Source organism: Halobellus ordinarius (genome assembly GCF_031823395.1).
In the GTDB taxonomy this organism is placed as follows: domain Archaea; phylum Halobacteriota; class Halobacteria; order Halobacteriales; family Haloferacaceae; genus Haloquadratum; species Haloquadratum ordinarius.
This window is the reverse complement of sequence record NZ_JAVQKJ010000002.1, coordinates 378796-395879: the sequence shown is the minus strand read 5'-3', so window position 1 is coordinate 395879 and position 17084 is coordinate 378796. Positions and strand designations below refer to the sequence as shown.

Below are 17084 nucleotides of genomic sequence, written 5' to 3'. Positions count from 1 at the left end.
CCTCGGTTATTCCACCGCGACGTCGTCGAGCGCTCTCTCGACGACCGCGGCGCCCTCGACGTCGGTATCGGTTCTGATTCGGTGCCCCCACACGGTCGGTGCCTCACGCTGGACGTCGTCGGGCGTGACGAAGTCCCGTCCCTCGAAGACCGCTCTGGCCTGTGAAGCCCGGACGAGCGCGATCGTCCCCCGCGGACTCACGCCGAGTCGGGCGTGCTCGCGGGTGTGGTTCGCGAGCCGGGCGACGTAGGCACGGACCGGCTCCCGCACGGTCACGTCGGCGACGGTCCGCCGTGCGCGGCGGACGTCCTCGACGGTCGCGACCGGTTCGAGCGACTCGATCGGATGATCGCCGGCGAGACGTCCCAGCAGTTTGGTCTCCTCGGCCTCGGTCGGATAGCCGAGCCGGATCTTTTTCGTGAATCGGTCGACCTCGGCCACCGGGAGGTCGTACGTCTGGCCCGGTTCGACGTCGTTCTGCGTCGCGATGACGGTGAACGGATCGGGGACCGGGCGCGCGTCGCCGTCGACGGTGACCTGCCGCTCTTCCATCACCTCCAGCAGGGCCGCCTGCGTCTTCGGCGGCGCGCGGTTGATCTCGTCGCCGAGGACGACGTTCGCGAACACCGGGCCGGCGCGGAATTCGAACTCCCGGGTCTTCTCGTTGAACACGCTGACGCCCGTGACGTCCGACGGCAGGAGATCGGGCGTGAACTGTACCCGCTTGAACGAACAGTCGAGCGATGTCGCCACTGCCCGGGCGAGCATCGTCTTCCCGACGCCGGGAACGTCCTCCAAGAGCAGGTGGCCACGGGCGAAAAGCGCCACGAGGATGTGCTCGATTGCGTCGGGATGGCCGACGATGACGCGCTCGACGTTGTCGACGATGCGCGTGGTCAGTTCGGCCGCGTCGTCGACCGGAAGCGAGGGAACGGAGTCCGGGTCAGGGACGGCGTCTGCGTCGGTCATAGTATATAATCGTGTGAGCTCGGGCGGCGAGCGTCGCATCACACCCGTCTCACGCTCTCTTACATAACGGCTGCGCGTACGTAACTTTGCTGGGTGTCATCGTCCCCCAATTGAAGAGTGATCGGCGAACAGGCGGCGATCAACGGACGAGCCTTCGTCCGCGATACCCCGAAGTAAGTTGTCGTGGGTTTACAAGTAGCCCTGTGTCGTTGCTCCCATCGAACCGTGACCGATTCGACTCTCGACCGGATTCGCGCGTGGATCCAGACGACACAGATCTTTGCGTCCGAGCGAAGTCGGCGTCGGTTCCTCCGGCATCTGATGGCCGTCACTGTCGGCTTCGTCGCCGTCATACTGCTTTTGCGGTCGCACCTTGCGTTTCTGACAGACGCCGCGGCGCTCCGGACGTTCATCCGGAGCTTCGGGATCTGGGCGCCGATCGCACTCATCGTCCTTCAGGCGCTGCAGGTGGTGGTCGCACCGGTTCCGGGACAGATTCTCGCGGTCGTCGCCGGGTATCTCTTCGGCCCGTGGTGGGGGACGCTCTACAATATGATCGGCATCACCCTCGGCAGCGCGGCCGCGTTCTGGCTCTCACGTCGGTTCGGACGGGCGTACGTCGAGGGGATCGTCGACAGCGATGCGCTCTCGACGTTCGATTCGATCAGCGATCGGTACGTCCGTGTGACGCTTTTCCTCTTTTTCCTGATTCCCGGGCTTCCGGACGACGTCATCTGTTTCGCGGGCGGGCTCACGAAACTGCCGCTGTGGCAGCTAATCCTGCTCGCGGTCGTCGGCCGGGCGCCGGCGTTCTTCGTCGCAAACGTCGTCGGCGGACTGCTGGGCACAGACCAGTTCGCGGCCGCAGCCGTCGTCGCGGCCGCCGTTCTCTTTGTCTCTGCGCTCGGCTATCTGAACCGCGATCGACTCGTTCGGCGGTTCGGCGGCGAGTAGCCATCCCGTCCGCTTTTGGTGTTCGACCGCCGTGCGGTAGGTATGGAACGGGCGGAGTCCGCCGTGTCGTCGACGGCGACGGACGGCGACGACGAGACGCGGCGGCCGGAGGGCCCACCCGCGACGATGCGCGAGCGGCGCGAGGAACTCACGCCGATGCTCTCGCAGTACCTGGAACTCTGTGAGGCACACCCCGACGCGATCGTGCTGTTCCAGGTCGGTGACTTCTACGAGGCGTTTTGCGAGGCGGCGGAGACGGTCGCGCGCGTCTGCGAGGTGACGCTGACCCAGCGGGAGGACTCGACCGGCACCTATCCGATGGCGGGCATCCCGATCGACAACGCGGCGTCGTATCTGGAGGCGCTGCTCGACGCCGACTACCGGGTCGCCATCGCCGACCAGGTCGAAGACGCCGAGGAGGCGTCGGGGCTCGTCGACCGAGCGGTGACGAACGTCGTCAGTCCGGGGACGGTCGTCGACGACGAACTGCTCGACCGCGCGAGCGCGACGTACCTCGGGGCGATCGTCGAAGCCGAGCCGACAGACGAGGGCCGCGGCGCGTCACAGGCCGCAGCGCTCGCGACGCTCGACGTCTCGACCGGCGAGTGTCAGGTGACGAGCGCGCCGACCGACCGGATTCGCGAGGAACTCGAACGGCTCGCCCCCGCCGAACTCCTCGTCGGCCCGGACGCCGCCGTCGAGACGGCGACCCTCGGCTTCGAGACGATGGTGACGGAACGCGATCCGACGACGTTCGAACTCGCGACCGCCGAGGAGACGCTCGCGTCGTACGTCGCAGCGCCCGCGGCCGTGCTCGAGGCTCCGATCGAACGGCGCGCGGTCGGCGCGCTCCTGCGGTACGCGGAGTACACCCAGGGCGACGACGGCGCGCTCTCGTACGTCTCGCGGATCCGCCGGTACGACCTCCGGCGGTCGCTCCGCCTGGACGCGACGGCGATGCGGGGGCTGGAACTGTTCGAATCGCGGCACCCCGGCGGCGGCGAGACGCTGCTCGATGCGGTCGATCGGACGTCCTCGGCGCTGGGTCGCCGGCGGATCGAAGCGTGGCTCCGGCGGCCGCTCGTCGACGCCGAAGCGATCGAGCGCAGACACGACGCTGTCGGCGAGCTGCTCGACCGACCGCTGGCGCGGGAGACAGTCAGCGAGTACCTTCGTGAAGTGTACGACCTCGAACGACTCGCCGCGCGCATCTCCCGGGAGCGGGCGAACGCCCGCGACCTCCGGTCGCTGCAGACGACGCTTGGGGTCGTCCCGGAGATCAAAGCCGCACTCGAGGAGGCGGAGTCGGCGGCGCTCCGTGACCTCCGCGGGGAACTCGACGAACTCGAAGACGTCCGCGACCTGATCGAGCGGGCGATCGTCAGCGATCCGCCACAGGAGATCACCGAAGGCGGCGTCATTCGCGGGGGGTTCGACGACGAACTCGACGACCTCCGGGCGACCGAGCGGGAGGGCCGCGAGTGGGTGTCGGATCTGGAGGCCAGAGAGCGCGAGCGGACCGGGATCGACTCGCTTGCGGTCGGCTACAACCAGGTCCACGGCTACTACATCGAGGTGACGAACCCGAACCTCGACGCCGTGCCCGACGACTACACGCGGCGGCAGACCCTGAAGAACGCCGAGCGGTTCTACACGCCGGAACTGAAGCGGCGGGAGGACGAGATCCTCTCGGCGGCAGAGCGGGCTGATTCCCTGGAGTACGACGTGTTCTGTTCCGTCCGCGCCCGGGTCGCAGAGGCGACCGAACGGCTCCAGTCGCTCGCGGACGCGCTGGCTCGGCTGGATGCCCTTTCGTCGTTCGCTGCCGTCGCCGCCGGGTCGGACTACGTCCGACCGGAGATGGGCGCCGACACGCTCCGGATCGACGCCGGCCGCCACCCGGTCGTCGAGCGGACGCAGGCGGAGTTCGTCCCCAACGGGATCGACTTCACACCGGGCCACGTCGCGGTCATCACCGGGCCGAATATGAGCGGCAAATCGACGTATATGCGGCAGGTCGCGCTGATCTGTCTGCTGGCCCAGGCCGGCAGTTTCGTCCCGGCCGACGCGGCGGAGTTGCCGGTCCTCGATCGGATCTTCACCCGCGTCGGCGCCTCCGACGACATCGCGGGCGGCCAATCGACGTTCATGCGCGAGATGTCGGAACTTACCGAGATCCTCCACGACGCCACCGAGGAGTCGCTCGTCCTCCTCGACGAGGTGGGCCGGGGGACCTCCACGACGGACGGCCTCGCGATCGCGAAGGCGACCACGGAGTTCATCCACGACGAGGTGGGCGCGACGACGCTGTTTGCGACACACTACCACGACCTGACCGATCTCGCGGCCGACCTCCCGGCGGCGTTCAATCTGCATTTCACGGTGAGTAAAAGCGAAGACGGCTCGGCGTCCGGGAAGACGGCAGCGGAGAACGGGACCGTCGGCGACGCGGACGGTGGCAACGCCGACGATTCCAATTCGGACGTGACGTTCCTCCACCGCGTCGCCGACGGCCCGTCGTCGTCGTCGTACGGCGTCGAGGTCGCGAAACTCGCGGGGGTTCCCGATACGGTGGTCGAACGCGCACACGACTACATCCGGGCGGGGTCGGGAGGCGAGAAAGCGGACTCTTCGTCGGACGGTGCGAAAAGTGAGGACGCCAACGTCGACCGCGATTCCGAACCACCTGACGGGTCGTCCACCGACCGCGGGGACACCCTCGCGGCCTACGTCGACGGCATCGAGGACTCAGACGGGTACGACGGCGTCAGCGAGGAAGACCTGAGCGACGCCGAACGCGCCGTCCTCGCGGAACTCCGCGACCTCGACGTTGCGCGGACGACGCCGCTCGAAGCGCTCAACACGCTGGAGGAACTACGACGCAAACTAGATGAGTGACGATCCGTCGGCGTCGATACGCGGCGACCACGTTCGCCGCCTGTCCGAGGAGACGGTCGCGAGCGTCGCCGCCGGGGAGGTGATCACCCGGCCCGCGGACGTCGTCGTCGAACTGATCGAGAACGCGCTCGACGCGGGTGCCAGCCGGATCGACGTCGACGTCGCGGGCGACGGCACCGAGCGGATCCGCGTCAGCGACGACGGCCACGGGATGAGCCGGCGCGACGCCGAACTCGCCGTCGAGCGACACACGACGAGCAAATTGCCGCCCGAGGGATCGATCGAAGCGGCCGGGACGCTCGGCTTTCGCGGCGAGGCGCTCGCGAGCATCGCGACCGTCGCCAGACTCGAAATCCTGACGAACGACAGCGGCCCGGCGGGAACCCGCGTCGTCGCCGCCGACGGCCCCGGCACGGACCGGGTCGAGACGGCCGGCCGCGGGCAGGGGACGACCGTCACGGTCCGGGAACTGTTCGCCGGGACCCCCGCCCGGCGGGAGTCGCTCGCGACGGCCCGAACCGAGTTTGCGCGGATCAGCGACGCCGTCTCGCGCTATGCTCTCCTGCGACCGGACGTCGCCGTCTCGCTGACCCACGACGAGGCGGCGGTGTTTTCGACGCCCGGGACCGGCGAGTTCGCCGACGCGCTCCTCGCGGTGTACGACCGGGAGGTCGCCGCGCGGACGACGACACTCGATGCGTCGCGGGCCATCGGATCGGGCGACAGTGACGCTGATTCCGGTGACGACGCCGGCGCTTCTACCAACGCCGACGAACTGGTGATCACCGGGGTGCTGGTCCACCCGTCAATCACCCGCGCTCGCCGGGCGCACGTGTATACCGCCGTCGACGGCCGTCCCGTCCGCGACGACCGGCTGGGGCGTGCCGTCGCCGCGGGCTACGGGGACCTGCTGCCCGACGGCCGCGAGCCGATCGCCGTCGTGTCTATCACCACGCCGCCGTCGTGGGCCGACCACAACGTCCACCCGCGGAAACGCGAGGTGCGGCTCCGCGATCCCGACACCGTCACAACGGCGATCGAAGCAGCCGTCCACGACGCGCTTTCGACGGCCGATCGGCGTCGGAGCGAGGATCTCGCGATGGATCTCGGAGAGTCTGTAGAGCCGCTGTCGGCGACCGAATCCGCCTTCGAGGACGCCGAGGTCATCGGCCAGTACCGCGGGCTGTATCTCCTCTGTTCGTTCGAGGACGATCTCCTCGTCGTCGATCAGCACGCCGCACACGAGCGGGTGAACTACGAGCGGTTGCAGGAGGCCGTCTCGGGGGAGACCCCGACCGCCGAGATCGACCCCCCGGCGAGCGTGTCGCTGACGCCGGCACAGTACGCGGCCGTCCAGTCCCACCGGGACGCACTCGTAGAACTGGGGTACGACGTCGACCCGTTCGGAGACACGACTGTGCGTGTGCGGTCCGTGCCCGCGCCGATGGGTCGTGCTGCAGCGCCCGAGAGCGTCCGCGACGCGGTGGACGCGCTCCGGAACGGCGAGACACCGGACGACGGCCGCGAGACCCTCCTGAAAGAACTCGCCTGTCACCCCTCGCTGAAGGCCGGCGACGAGCTCACGGACGCGGAGGCCTCGACGCTCCTAGAACGGCTCGGGTCGTGTGAGAACCCGTACGCGTGCCCCCACGGCCGGCCGACGGTACTCACCATCGAGGAGGAGGTCCTGGTCCGCGGGTTCGGTCGGCGCGGCCCGCGGATGGAGTGATCGAAAGTCGGGAAGTCGCCTCCGAGCGCCGCCGAGACAGATCGGTGGGTTTCGGGACACCGCTCCGCCGATCCGATACCAATTTATCCGTTTCTCTGCGAGTATCCGCCAATGGGTCGGAGAGTTTCCCCGGAGGAAATCACCTGATGGGCACCCGTGTGGCGGAGCGGGGCAACCGACGCCGTCCGGTCCAGGTGTGCCGATGAATCCTCTCGCCCCCGTCGGCCGGGAAGCGAAGGCGCTCTGGGGCGACGGCAAGGGGCGCTCGCTGGGTGTGATTGCGGGCGTCTGGGGGTTGCTCCTGGGCACGCGGATGATCTACCCGGTTCTCTTGCCGTACCTCCGGGAATCGTTCGGGCTGAGTCTCTCGGTCGCGGGGTTGTTGGTGACGATCCTGTGGCTCGGCTCGGCGATCGGGCAGCTTCCGGGCGGGATTCTGGCGGACCGGTACAGCGAGCGGTCGGTGATGACGGTCGGCGCGGCCGTCGTCGCCGTGGCGGTCCTCGTCGTCGTCGCCGCGCCGACGGCGGTGGCGCTGTTCGCCGCGACGGCTCTCGTCGGCCTGGGACAGTCATTGTATCCCGTCGCCAGGATCACGCTTCTGGCGGACATCTATCCCGATCGGATCGGGAGCGCCCTCGGCGTCACGATGGCAACGGGGGACCTCGGGCAGACGCTGCTCCCGCCGATCGCCGGGACGCTCGCGGCGGCCATCGCCTGGCAGGCCGGCCTCGTCTTTGTCTCGCCGCTTTTGCTCGTCGGGACGGTCGCGCTGTGGCTCCTGTTGCCGCGGGAGACCGATACCGGAAGTGGAGAGGATAGAGAGGAGACAGCCGCTTCCGACGCCCTCTCCGGCGAGACTTCCGGACGGGTACTGGCCGAACTGCGCCAACCGAACGTCGTCTTCATCTCGTTCATCTTCTTCCTGTACATCCTCGTCTGGCAGGCGTTCACCGGGCTGTATCCGACGTATCTCGTCGAGCAAAAAGGACTGTCGTCCGCCCGTGCCTCACTGTTATTCAGCCTGTTTTTCGCGGCCGGCGTCGTCGTCAAGCCCGTCGCCGGCGCCGCGTACGATCGGGTTGGGTTCCGCGGCTCGCTCGTGATGGTCCTCTCGGGGCCGGTCGCCGGACTCGCGCTGCTGCCGGTCGTCGAGGGGACCATCGAACTGGCCGGAATCACCGTGCTCGTGAGCACGATGCTCGGTTCGGGCACGATCACGCAGTCGTTCTTTTCTGACGCGTTCTCCGAATCCGTCCGCGGAACCGGGCTCGGTGTCGTCCGGACAACGACGGCGACGCTCGGCGCGGCCGGCCCGCTCATCTTCGGCGTGATTGCGGACAGCGGCTACTTCGACGAGGGATACTGGCTCCTGGCGGCGATTATCGGGATCGTCATTCTCCTCACACTCCGGGTGTCCGACGCCGAGTGAGTCCGCCGGTTACCACTCCTTGCACTCGGCGCAGACCTGCCCCGAATCGCCCGTCCAGAGCCGATCGACGGTGGTACCGCAGGCCGGACACTCGATCCCGTCCGGCTCCCAGCGGTACGTCGCCGTCGCCGGTTCGACGTCGTCGGGGAGCGGATCCGCCGGTTCGTTCTCCGCTTCTTCGCCCGATTTCCCGCCACCCTCGGGTACGGCGTCGACGGCTAACTCTCCACTGTCCTCTGGAACAGCGTCGGCGTCGTCGGCTAACTCCCCACTGTCCTCTGGAACAGCGTCGGCGTCGTCCGCTAACTCCCCACTATCCTCGGCGTCGACGTCGACGACCGAGTCCCCGTCGCCCTCGGATGCGACTCCCGTATCCGCAGCCGTCGCTTCCTCCCCGTCGGCGGAGCCCTCTCTCGTTTCGTCTCCGCTATCGGACGCGGCTGTGGCTCTTTCCCCGTCGGCGGAGTCGTCTGTCTTTCGCTCCCCGCCGACGAACTCGTCGAGGGACCGGTCCCGCGCCATATTTGGGCTCTGTGTCGGCGGCGGCTTAGCGGTGACGGCTCGCGCCGGAAGTCCCGTGGACACAAATAGGATGGCGACGAACGGCCGGTATGGTCACGGTCATCGACTTCGTGGTGCAGTTGCTCGTCAGCCTCGTCGACCTCGTGGGGATCTTCATCTTCGAGATCCTGCTGGGCGTCGATCCGATCACGGCGCTTTCCTTTCTCGTCGGCGCAGGGTTGACGACGGCGACGATCGTCTACGGCGCGTACCTGGCTCTCGGTGCGCTCGTGAACCATCTGACTGGGCTGGGATCGAGTGCGCGGGAGTCCGCCCCGGATCGCGCGGCGAGATAGCGACATCCACTGCACGCCGAGATTGCGACTGGCGGCGCCGCGGACCTGATACTCCTGACAGCCCCGGCTATCCCTCGTCTGTCGCCCGGTCGAACGCGTCGGCCGCGAGGTCGACGGCCGTTTCGGGATCGGGGCCGAGCGGCGAGCCGACGACGATTCCGTCGGCGTGCGCGAGGAGATCGGCCATCCGCTCGACGGCCGTCTCGGGCGTACCGGCAATCGAGAAGGCGTCGATCATCGCGGGCGTGACCGCCTCGAAGGCCGCCGAGAACTCGCCCGCGCTTATTCGCTCGCCGATCGACTCCGAAAGCGACGCGTCGATCCCGTGTCGATCGAGCACTGGCGGCGCCGCGCCCGCGACGATGAAGGCGACCGGCGGGCGGGCGGCCTCGCGGGCGGCCGCCGCGTCGGCATCGATGCTGACGCTCGCGTACGCCAGCAGGTCGAAGTCGCCGTAGTCGTCGGGTCGGTCGGTGCGTCCCTCATCTGCCCGGTCGCGCGCCCACGCGAGGTCGTCTGGATGGGAACCGTTGAACAGCAGACCGTCGGCGTGTTTACCCGCCATCCGACACATATGCGGCCCCTCGCCGCCGACGTAGACCGGGATCTCGCCGGGCACGGTGAAGTTCAGCCCCGCGTCCTGTGCGAGGAACGTGCCGTCGTGGGTGACTCGCTCGCCCGCCCACAGTTCTCGGGCGACCGTGAACGCCTCGAGCACCGAGCGGAGACCGCGTTCGTCTTCGAGCCCGAGGTTCCGAAGCGTCGAGGGGTCGCCGGGACCGACGCCGAAGACTGCCCGGCCGTCGGAGAGTTCCGCGACCGTCGCGGTCTTTGCGGCCAGCGTCACCGGATGCAACTCGTACGGATTGGCGATTCCCGGCCCGAGGCGCAGCGAGTCGGTTGCGTCCGCAAGCAACGAAAGCGCCGCGAAGGGATCGCGGTTGTTGTAGTGGCAGGGGACGAAGGCGGTGTCGTAGCCCGCCCGTTCGGCTGCCACGCCGCGGTCGACGACCGCAGGGATCGGGTCGTCGGGCGTCAGTTCGATGCCGAGCGTCGGCCCCGTTGGTGACTCAGACATACGACCACCCCCGGATCGCCTGCCGGACGAAGTCGGTCTGGATCTCCCGGAAGTGGGCGTCGCTGCCGTCGTGGTCGCCCCACTCGAAGTCGCGGACGACGACGACGGGCGTGCCGTCGTCGCCCTCCCCGGCGAGGAGATTTGCTGCTGCGGCGAGTTCGTCGACGACGTTCTCGACGGTGACGTCGAGCGTGCGCCCGTCGCGGTCGTGCTCCCCGCGCCAGTCGCGACCGGGCGCGAGCCCGGCCCACCCGATCGCGACGCCGCGCTGGCCGTGTCTGAACGGGCGGCCGCAGGTGTCCGTGACGACGACGCGCTCGGCAGGAAGCCCCGAGCGGATCCGATCGGCGCTCGCAGACGGTCGCTCAGGGAGCAAGAGGAGATCGCCCCCGGGCACGTTCGAGCGGTCGATGCCCGCGTTGACGGCGACGTGGCCGAAGCGCGTCTCCGTCAGCAGGAACGGGGCGTCCATCAGCACCTCGACGCTCTCTTCGAGGACCGCCTGCACGAACCGGGGATCTTTCTCCTCGTCCGTCGCCGCCGCGAGCGTGTCGGCAAGTTCCCGGGCGCGCGGGCCGGCCGGGAACGACGAGAGGTCGGCGCTTCGTCCCTCCGCCTTCGAGACGATCGTCGAGGCAACACAGACGACGTCGTCGGGACGCAGGTCGACCCGTTCGCGGATCAGCGCCGCGAGATCGTCGCCCGACTGCACCTCCGGCAGGTCGGGGACAGCGAACAGTTCCATACAGGAGAAAGCGCCCGCGCAGGTAAAAAGCGGACAGATGTTGGCCAGCGTCTCCGGTATGCGATCCGCGACCGCCTCTCGATTCCGGCGATTCGCCCGATAGCCGCCTACTCGGGCCGATGGAGCGTCGCCAAAACGTCGTCGCCGTCGACGCGGACCTCGTACATCGTCGGCTCCTCGCCCGGCGGTGCACCCGTCGCTGTTCCGGGGTTGAGCAGGCGGATGCCGTCGACGACCGCATCGAGGGGCTCGTGGGTGTGGCCCGCGATCCCGACCGCGTCGTTCCCGCCCTCCTCGCGAACCGTCTCGGCAACGCGCTCCCGGTAGCCGTGTAGCGGGCCAGCGCCGTGAGTGACGACGAAGGTCGCGTCTTCGACGGCGAGCGTCTCGACGATCGGGAGGTCGAACGACCGGGGATCGATGTTGCCGACGACGGCGGTCAAAGACTCCTCGCCGCCGGCCAGTTCGACGATCCGCTCGTAGGCGCCGGCGGAGTCGAAATCACCCGCGTGGACCACGTGGTCCGCCGCTTGCGTCCGGTCTTCGATCCACGGCGGGATCGAATCGGCTCGGGAGGGAATGTGGGTGTCGCTGACGACTGCGAGTGCCACGACCATACCGGATCGTGAGGCGCCACCGAAAAGACGTTTCGGCCCGAGCGCGAACAGGCAGCCGATGGCAGACGTCGTCACGTGCTTCGTCCGGGAGCGCGGCGAGATCCTCCTCACCCGCCGCAGCGACGCGGTCGGGACGTACCAGGGGCGCTGGGCCGGTGTCTCCGGCTACGTCGAAGGCGACCCGGCGGACGCCGAACGGGACGCGCGCCGCGAACTCCGCGAAGAGGTCGCGCTGACCGACGCGGATCTCGAACTCGTCCGTGTGGGCGAACCGCTCGCCGTTGACGACGCTGAGGGGTCGTTCACGGTGCATCCGTTCCTCTTCGAGACCGGGACACGGTCGGTGACGACAAACGAGGAACTCGCCGCAATCGAGTGGGTCGACCCGACCGAGATCCGCCACCGGGAGACCGTCCCCCGTCTCTGGGCGACGTGGCGGCGCGTCGCGCCCACGGTCGAGACCGTTCGCGAGGATCGGACCCACGGGTCGGCGTGGATCGCCGCCCGGGCGCTGGAAGTCCTCCGGGACGCCGCCGTCGACGCCGACGAGTGGGACGACGTCGCGGAGACCGTGCGGGACCTCCGCGACGCCCGGCCGGGGATGGCGGCCGTCGAAAATCGGGTGAACCGCGTGCTCGCGGAGGTTACGTCGTCCGCGGTGACTGACTCGGACCAAGACTCCGCGTCGACCGATACGCTGCCCGATCCGGATGCCGTCGTCGACCGGGCGATCGACGCGCTCGCTGCCGCCTTCGACGCGGATACCGAAGCCGCCGAGACGGCAGTACAGCGACTCCAGGACGCCGAGGCGACGGCGGTGGCAACGCTCTCCCGTTCGGGGACGATTCGGGAGTCGCTCGCGGCGCTGTCTGGCACGGATGAGGACGACCCTGATAGCGGCGACCCAGGTCCGTCCCCCTCGGCGCTCGTCGTCGCCGAATCTCGACCCGAAGGCGAGGGGGTCGGTGTCGCCGAGTGGGCGGCCCGAGAGACAGACGCGAGCGTGACGCTGACGACGGAGGCCGCGCTGCCGTCGGCGCTTGCGACGCACGACGTCGACGCCGTCCTCGTCGGCGCCGACTCGATTGCTCCGACCGGCGACGTCGTCAACAAGACCGGGACGAGGGTGCTCGCACTTGCGGCACGAGAGATCGGCATTCCGGTGTACGTCGTCGCCGCGGCGGACAAAATCCGGGCGGCGACCGACGGGAAATCGGGGAGAGACTCCCACCCAGCGGAGACGTCCCCGACCGACGCGGTCTACGACGGCGACGCCGACATAGCGGTCCACGCGCCGACGTTCGAGGAGATCCCCGCCGATCTGATCGACGGCGTCGCTACCGACGCGGGGCTCTTGGACGCGAGCGCGGTCCGGGAGGTCGCCGAGCGGCACGCCGAGTACGCGGCGTGGGACTCGTAACATCGCCGGCGGATACCACCATTTCTCGCGACCGAGAGTTGACACGGTGCGAGCGGAAGCCCACCCCTTCAGGGGTGGGTCTGAGCGACAACACAGCCCGGCAATCCACGCACTACGGCCCGTCTGGATGTTCCACCGCCTCAAGACCCGCCTCGATAATCTCCCGATACGCTTCTTTGAGGCTCACGTCCTGCCGTTCGGCGTAGTCTTTCACGCGCCCGTTCAGCGTGTGTGAAATGTCGATGTTAGGTCGCATCGTTTGTGTCCGAAAGACATTTAGACGTAAAAGCACAAATGTCTGTTGTCGTGAGGCGAACTAATACATTCGCGGTGCGCCCGCTCTCCGCCGAAGACGAGCAACTGCTCCGCGACCTGTTGGACGCCTCCGCCAGCCTCTGGAACGAACTCACCTACGAGCGCCGCCAGAACTTCTTCGACGGCGACAGCGTGTGGGACACCGCCGACTACCGCAAGCAGTACGTCGGCGTTCTCGGCTCCGCCACCGCTCAACAAATCATCCGCAAGAATAGCGAAGCGTGGCGGTCGTTCTTCGCCGCCCAAGAGGACGGCGAGGACACTGCCCCGCCCGGTTACTGGGGTAACGAAGGCGACGGCAGGGAATTTCGGACGTACATCCGCAACGACCAGTACACCCTCGAAACCGGCGAGCGGAGTCGCCTCGAAATCCCCGTCGGGCAAGACCTGAAAGACGAGTACGGTCTTGGATACCACGACCGTCTGTGCCTCGAAGTCGCTGGCGAGCCGAAGTGGGACGGCGATCAGGGCCGGTTGGAACTGTACTACGACGAGGTGGACGACACGTTCAGAGCCTTTCAGCCTGTCACTGTTCCCGATTCTCGACAGGATTCACCACTGGCTTCGGAAGAAGCCGCTCTGGATGTGGGCGCAAACAACCTCGTCGCCTGTACCACGACGACCGGCCAGCAGTATCTCTACGAAGGCCGCGACTTGTTCGCCCGCTTCCGCGAGACGACCGAAGAGATCGCCCGCTTGCAGTCCAGACTCCGCGAGAGACGGTACAGCAGTCGCCGGATACGCCGGCTGTACCGCAAGCGGACACGACGACGCGACCACGCCCAAGACGCGCTTGTCCGCGAGTTGATGGAGCGACTGTACGACGAGGGCGTAGCGACCGTGTACGTGGGCGACCTCACCGACATACTCTCAGAACACTGGTCGGCAGAGGTGAACGAAAAAACGCATCAGTTTTGGGCGTATCGCGCGTTCATCGACCGGCTTGCGACGACTGCCGAGGAGTACGGCATCAGGGTCGAAGTCAAGTCAGAAGCATACACGACAGCGGAGTGTCCGGTGTGTGGCGAGCGCGACGATACAGACCGGAACGGCGACGTGTTTCGGTGTCCGTGTGGCTACGAGGGGCACGCAGACCTCGATGCCTCACGGACGTTCCTCGAACGACAGGCTGGCACAAATCTGGAAGTTGGGTCGATGGCACGGCCCGTGCGCCTCACGTGGGACGACCATACGTGGTCGGAGCTATCACGCTCTCCTGAGAGGGCACGTCCCAACGAGGAGCGCACAAACCAGAGTACTGGCGACGGGAAACTTGCCTCCGTGGGGACGGCATAGCCAACATCCCCATCAGAGGAATCCCACGGCTTCAGCCGTGGGAGGATGTCAAGAAGCGAGGGATTCTTCACGCCTGCGGGCCGATTTCGACACGGTGGCGATGACGAGGGTTACCCCCACTCAGCCCCTTGTGATGATGCCTTCTCACCGAGCCACCGTTTGATACTGACCACGGAGCGAAAAAGCGCAGTCGCGACGTCGCACTCAACTCACGAACTTCAGCAGATCGTCGCGCTTCTGCTCGTGGAACTGCGTCCGCAGCGCCTCGTTCAGCGCCTCGATGTCACCCTTCTTCGCGCTGATCGGCGCGATCGTCTCCCGCCACTGCTGCCACGGCGGGTGAAGTCCCAACCGGTCACACAGCGCGTCCAGCCGCTCGTCGCGGTCGTCGACTTTGTCCATCTTGTTGACGGCGACAATCGTCGGGACGTCGAGTTCCCACAGGAAGTGGAACAGTTCGACGTCGTGCGGGATCTCGTCGGGGCCTGAGTGGCGGTCGATGATGTCGATGACGCTCTTGCCGTCGACGACGAGCACCGCCGCGAGAATCTCCGGCGCGTTTGACTCGATATAGCGCACCACGTCGGTTTTGATCTGCTCGCGCCGGCCCTCCTCGACCCCGGACATAAAGCCGAACCCGGGGAGGTCTGTGAACATAAAGCTCTCCGGGGCCCAATCGAAGTGGTTCGGCGACTGGGTCACGCCGGGCTTGCCGCCGGTCGTGAACTTCGAGTGGCCGGTCAGCTCCCGCATCACGGTCGATTTTCCCACGTTCGACCGGCCCACGAGGACCACTTCCTCGCGGTCCGGGCGATCTTCGAACATACCCGAAGAAGGCCGTTGCCGCGGTTAACGCTGACGTTCGTCCCCTCGGAACCCGTTGTGCGCCAAAACGTCCTGGGTTAGATCAGTCCTTCCTCCCGCGCCAGTAACACCCCTTCGAGCGTCGCGTCGTTTTTCGGCTCCGAGCGGGCGACGTCGACTGCCTCCGCGACCGGCACGGAACGAACTGAGAGGAACTCGTTGTCGTCGAGGTCGCGCTCGACCGGCGTGAGGTCGGTCGCGAAGACGAAGCCGCGGCGGTGGCGGAGGACCCCCGTCGCGACCCAGAAATCCTCGAGCAGCGCGGTACTCCCGGCCGCGAAGCCGGTCTCCTCGCGGAGTTCGCGCTCGGCGGCCGCCGTGAACGACTCGCCGGATTCGACGATTCCCGCCGGGAGTTCCAGTTGCGTCTCGCGGATCGTCGGGCGGTACTGCTCGACGAACACGAGCGAGTCGTCCGCGCGGGCGACGACCACGACCGCGCTTGCGAGTTTCGCCCAGTAGTAGCGCTTCGTCGTCCCGTTAGGCTGTTCGACGAGGTCGTAGCCGCCCGTGAACCAGCCCGTCTCGTACTCGATTTCGGTCTCCAGAACCGGCCATTCCGGGTCCGGCAGGGGATGATAGCTGCGTCCGTCGTCAGTCATCGACCGGTACTCCGTGACGGCGGGGTTTAAGATGGGTGGCCGACGCCGACTGTCGCTGGAGCGGCCTACGCTCCGGACGAGTCCTCCGTCTCGTCGTCGCTCCCGTCGCCGAACCCGTCCTGCTCGTCGCCCCCACTGCCGAACTCGCCCTGCTCGATCGCGCCGGTGGCGTCGTCGGCTCCGTCCGTCTCAGACTCGAACCGGGGCCGGTAGAGGTGACCGAACGCCTGCCTGCGGAGTGTGCCGACGGCGGCTTCGCGTTCGTTCTGGAAGCTCGCGGCGACGGCCGCCTCGGCGAACGGCGCGGCGTGCCAGGCGATGCGGTCGACGTCGGGGCTGCCGAGCGTCGTGACGTCGTAGTCGGGGTGCTCGTCGACCCACGACTCGAACTCAGCGCGAGTGCCGACCGTGACGGCCAGCCGGTCGGCGAACACGACGTTGCGAGCGCGTTCGACGACCTCGCTCGTCACGCGCTCGCGGTACTCCTCGCGGTCGAACTCCATCGCCTTCGCCGCCTCGCGGACGACCTGCTGGGCGGTCGGGCCGGCGGCCTCGAACGCCTCGCGGGCCTCGTCGAGCGATTCGGGCGACAGCGTTCCCTCCGTCTCCATACTGAGGCCTCGTCGACGCGCGCACAAACGCTTTCGGTCTCCTCATACTGAGTACTCTCGTCTCTTACCGCCGAGCGCCGCTAACGGGGATGGCGCTCGGCGGTAAACAGTGAGAGTAATCAGTATCACGTAGAGTCGGCGTCGTTGCGCTCGTCGATCCCGGTGTCGGAATCGACAGTATCGTCCTCGTCGATCCCGGTGTTGGACTCGACAGTATTGCCCTCGTCGCTTCCGGTGTCGGAATCTGCGGGGTCGCCCTCCTCGCCATCGGAATCGTCCGCATCCCCGTCTTTGAGCATTTCGGCGGTCAGCTCCCGCGCCTCCGCGAGCACCTCGCGCGTCTCGTCGTCGAGTGAGCCCGCACCCGCGGCACCGGCTTCCGCGGGATCGATCCCGCCCGCTGGCCCGTGATCGTGGTCGTGTCCGTGTCCCCCGGCAGTATCCTCGAACACCTGTTCGTAATCCGCCTCCGGAGCGAGGCGTGCCACTTCCGGGGCGAGTTCGCTCTCGCCGAACTCGGACCACCCCGGGATGTGCTCGTCGAGCCACGCCTCGTGGTCATCGTTGTGGACCATCGCGGTGAACGCGAGGTGATTCGCGAGGTGGTTTGCGTCCTGCTGCGGGGTCTCACAGACGGGACAGGCGTAGCCCATACGCGCGGGTACGGCGTCGTAGTACAAGGGCGTGTGGTTGTCTT

At 67.6% G+C, this 17084-nt stretch carries 17 protein-coding genes; 7 read left to right on the top strand and 10 right to left on the bottom strand.

Annotated elements, in window-relative coordinates:
* Positions 1-6 precede the first annotated feature (6 nt).
* On the bottom strand, positions 7-969 hold the full coding sequence (locus RJT48_RS02285; RefSeq protein WP_311170607.1) for an AAA family ATPase: 963 nt from the start codon (positions 967-969) through the stop codon (positions 7-9).
* A gap of 225 nt (positions 970-1194) precedes the next feature.
* On the opposite strand from RJT48_RS02285, the gene RJT48_RS02280 reads away from it, so the two are divergent.
* From RJT48_RS02280 to RJT48_RS02265, 4 genes are all read left to right on the top strand, one after another.
* Positions 1195-1923 (top strand): TVP38/TMEM64 family protein, encoded by a 729-nt coding sequence (locus RJT48_RS02280; protein WP_311170606.1) that lies wholly within the window; start codon positions 1195-1197, stop codon positions 1921-1923.
* Between the two features lie 42 nt (positions 1924-1965).
* Positions 1966-4821: a DNA mismatch repair protein MutS gene (gene mutS / locus RJT48_RS02275; RefSeq protein WP_425604690.1), complete on the top strand. Its 2856-nt coding sequence runs from the start codon at positions 1966-1968 to the stop codon at positions 4819-4821.
* A complete protein-coding gene (mutL, locus tag RJT48_RS02270) occupies positions 4814-6550 on the top strand; it encodes a DNA mismatch repair endonuclease MutL (protein ID WP_311170605.1) in 1737 nt (578 codons plus the stop codon). Before mutS ends, mutL begins: the two co-directional genes overlap by 8 nt.
* Before the next feature lie 202 nt (positions 6551-6752).
* Positions 6753-7982 (top strand): MFS transporter, encoded by a 1230-nt coding sequence (locus tag RJT48_RS02265; protein WP_311170604.1) that lies wholly within the window; start codon positions 6753-6755, stop codon positions 7980-7982.
* Positions 7983-7991: 9 nt separating this feature from the next.
* Here the strand turns inward: RJT48_RS02265 and RJT48_RS02260 are convergent, their stop codons facing one another.
* On the bottom strand, positions 7992-8504 hold the full coding sequence (locus RJT48_RS02260; protein WP_311170603.1) for a DUF7573 domain-containing protein: 513 nt from the start codon (positions 8502-8504) through the stop codon (positions 7992-7994).
* A gap of 89 nt (positions 8505-8593) precedes the next feature.
* Here RJT48_RS02260 and RJT48_RS02255 point away from each other — a divergent pair, with 89 nt between their 5' ends.
* Positions 8594-8839, top strand: a complete 246-nt coding sequence (locus RJT48_RS02255) for a DUF8024 family protein (RefSeq protein ID WP_311170602.1) — start codon at positions 8594-8596, stop codon at positions 8837-8839.
* A 67-nt stretch (positions 8840-8906) separates the two neighbouring features.
* Here RJT48_RS02255 and RJT48_RS02250 read toward each other — a convergent pair whose 3' ends face one another.
* The 3 genes from RJT48_RS02250 to RJT48_RS02240 all read right to left on the bottom strand — a co-directional run bounded on the left by RJT48_RS02250 (position 8907) and on the right by RJT48_RS02240 (position 11279).
* Entirely contained in the window at positions 8907-9917 is a 1011-nt protein-coding gene (locus RJT48_RS02250; RefSeq protein WP_311170601.1) for a 5,10-methylenetetrahydromethanopterin reductase, read from the bottom strand.
* Positions 9910-10662: a coenzyme F420-0:L-glutamate ligase gene (locus RJT48_RS02245; protein ID WP_311170600.1), complete on the bottom strand. Its 753-nt coding sequence runs from the start codon at positions 10660-10662 to the stop codon at positions 9910-9912. Before RJT48_RS02245 ends, RJT48_RS02250 begins: the two co-directional genes overlap by 8 nt.
* Positions 10663-10769: 107 nt before the next feature.
* Positions 10770-11279 (bottom strand): metallophosphoesterase family protein, encoded by a 510-nt coding sequence (locus tag RJT48_RS02240; protein ID WP_345784722.1) that lies wholly within the window; start codon positions 11277-11279, stop codon positions 10770-10772.
* 58 nt (positions 11280-11337) lie between these two features.
* On the opposite strand from RJT48_RS02240, the gene RJT48_RS02235 reads away from it, so the two are divergent.
* On the top strand, positions 11338-12699 hold the full coding sequence (locus tag RJT48_RS02235) for an eIF2B alpha/beta/delta subunit family protein (RefSeq protein WP_311170599.1): 1362 nt from the start codon (positions 11338-11340) through the stop codon (positions 12697-12699).
* 112 nt (positions 12700-12811) lie between these two features.
* On the opposite strand, the gene RJT48_RS02230 is transcribed toward RJT48_RS02235, so the two are convergent.
* Positions 12812-12955, bottom strand: a complete 144-nt coding sequence (locus tag RJT48_RS02230; RefSeq protein ID WP_311170598.1) for a hypothetical protein — start codon at positions 12953-12955, stop codon at positions 12812-12814.
* A gap of 38 nt (positions 12956-12993) precedes the next feature.
* Between RJT48_RS02230 and RJT48_RS02225 the strand changes: the two genes are divergently transcribed.
* Positions 12994-14310: an RNA-guided endonuclease InsQ/TnpB family protein gene (locus RJT48_RS02225; protein WP_345784721.1), complete on the top strand. Its 1317-nt coding sequence runs from the start codon at positions 12994-12996 to the stop codon at positions 14308-14310.
* A 204-nt stretch (positions 14311-14514) separates the two neighbouring features.
* Here RJT48_RS02225 and engB read toward each other — a convergent pair whose 3' ends face one another.
* From engB to RJT48_RS02205, 4 genes are all read right to left on the bottom strand, one after another.
* Positions 14515-15135, bottom strand: coding sequence for a GTP-binding protein EngB (gene engB, locus RJT48_RS02220; RefSeq protein ID WP_311170596.1), 621 nt, complete (start codon positions 15133-15135; stop codon positions 14515-14517).
* Positions 15136-15212: 77 nt separating this feature from the next.
* Positions 15213-15776: an NUDIX hydrolase gene (locus RJT48_RS02215; protein WP_311170595.1), complete on the bottom strand. Its 564-nt coding sequence runs from the start codon at positions 15774-15776 to the stop codon at positions 15213-15215.
* Positions 15777-15841: 65 nt separating this feature from the next.
* Positions 15842-16387 (bottom strand): DUF5809 family protein, encoded by a 546-nt coding sequence (locus tag RJT48_RS02210; RefSeq protein ID WP_311170594.1) that lies wholly within the window; start codon positions 16385-16387, stop codon positions 15842-15844.
* Between the two features lie 125 nt (positions 16388-16512).
* Positions 16513-17040 (bottom strand): DUF5810 domain-containing protein, encoded by a 528-nt coding sequence (locus RJT48_RS02205; protein WP_311170593.1) that lies wholly within the window; start codon positions 17038-17040, stop codon positions 16513-16515.
* Positions 17041-17084: the final 44 nt, after the last annotated feature.

What these genes read in the sequence shown, in the direction of transcription:
- RJT48_RS02285 (WP_311170607.1), bottom strand. Translation starts at nt 969, where the DNA reads ATGACCGACGCAGACGCCGTCCCTGACCCGGACTCCGTTCCCTCGCTT.
- mutS (WP_425604690.1), top strand. Translation starts at nt 1,966, where the DNA reads ATGGAACGGGCGGAGTCCGCCGTGTCGTCGACGGCGACGGACGGCGAC.
- mutL (WP_311170605.1), top strand. Translation starts at nt 4,814, where the DNA reads ATGAGTGACGATCCGTCGGCGTCGATACGCGGCGACCACGTTCGCCGC.
- RJT48_RS02265 (WP_311170604.1), top strand. Translation starts at nt 6,753, where the DNA reads ATGAATCCTCTCGCCCCCGTCGGCCGGGAAGCGAAGGCGCTCTGGGGC.
- RJT48_RS02260 (WP_311170603.1), bottom strand. Translation starts at nt 8,504, where the DNA reads ATGGCGCGGGACCGGTCCCTCGACGAGTTCGTCGGCGGGGAGCGAAAG.
- RJT48_RS02255 (WP_311170602.1), top strand. Translation starts at nt 8,594, where the DNA reads ATGGTCACGGTCATCGACTTCGTGGTGCAGTTGCTCGTCAGCCTCGTC.
- RJT48_RS02250 (WP_311170601.1), bottom strand. Translation starts at nt 9,917, where the DNA reads ATGTCTGAGTCACCAACGGGGCCGACGCTCGGCATCGAACTGACGCCC.
- RJT48_RS02245 (WP_311170600.1), bottom strand. Translation starts at nt 10,662, where the DNA reads ATGGAACTGTTCGCTGTCCCCGACCTGCCGGAGGTGCAGTCGGGCGAC.
- RJT48_RS02240 (WP_345784722.1), bottom strand. Translation starts at nt 11,279, where the DNA reads ATGGTCGTGGCACTCGCAGTCGTCAGCGACACCCACATTCCCTCCCGA.
- RJT48_RS02235 (WP_311170599.1), top strand. Translation starts at nt 11,338, where the DNA reads ATGGCAGACGTCGTCACGTGCTTCGTCCGGGAGCGCGGCGAGATCCTC.
- RJT48_RS02230 (WP_311170598.1), bottom strand. Translation starts at nt 12,955, where the DNA reads ATGCGACCTAACATCGACATTTCACACACGCTGAACGGGCGCGTGAAA.
- RJT48_RS02225 (WP_345784721.1), top strand. Translation starts at nt 12,994, where the DNA reads ATGTCTGTTGTCGTGAGGCGAACTAATACATTCGCGGTGCGCCCGCTC.
- engB (WP_311170596.1), bottom strand. Translation starts at nt 15,135, where the DNA reads ATGTTCGAAGATCGCCCGGACCGCGAGGAAGTGGTCCTCGTGGGCCGG.
- RJT48_RS02215 (WP_311170595.1), bottom strand. Translation starts at nt 15,776, where the DNA reads ATGACTGACGACGGACGCAGCTATCATCCCCTGCCGGACCCGGAATGG.
- RJT48_RS02210 (WP_311170594.1), bottom strand. Translation starts at nt 16,387, where the DNA reads ATGGAGACGGAGGGAACGCTGTCGCCCGAATCGCTCGACGAGGCCCGC.
- RJT48_RS02205 (WP_311170593.1), bottom strand. Translation starts at nt 17,040, where the DNA reads ATGGGCTACGCCTGTCCCGTCTGTGAGACCCCGCAGCAGGACGCAAAC.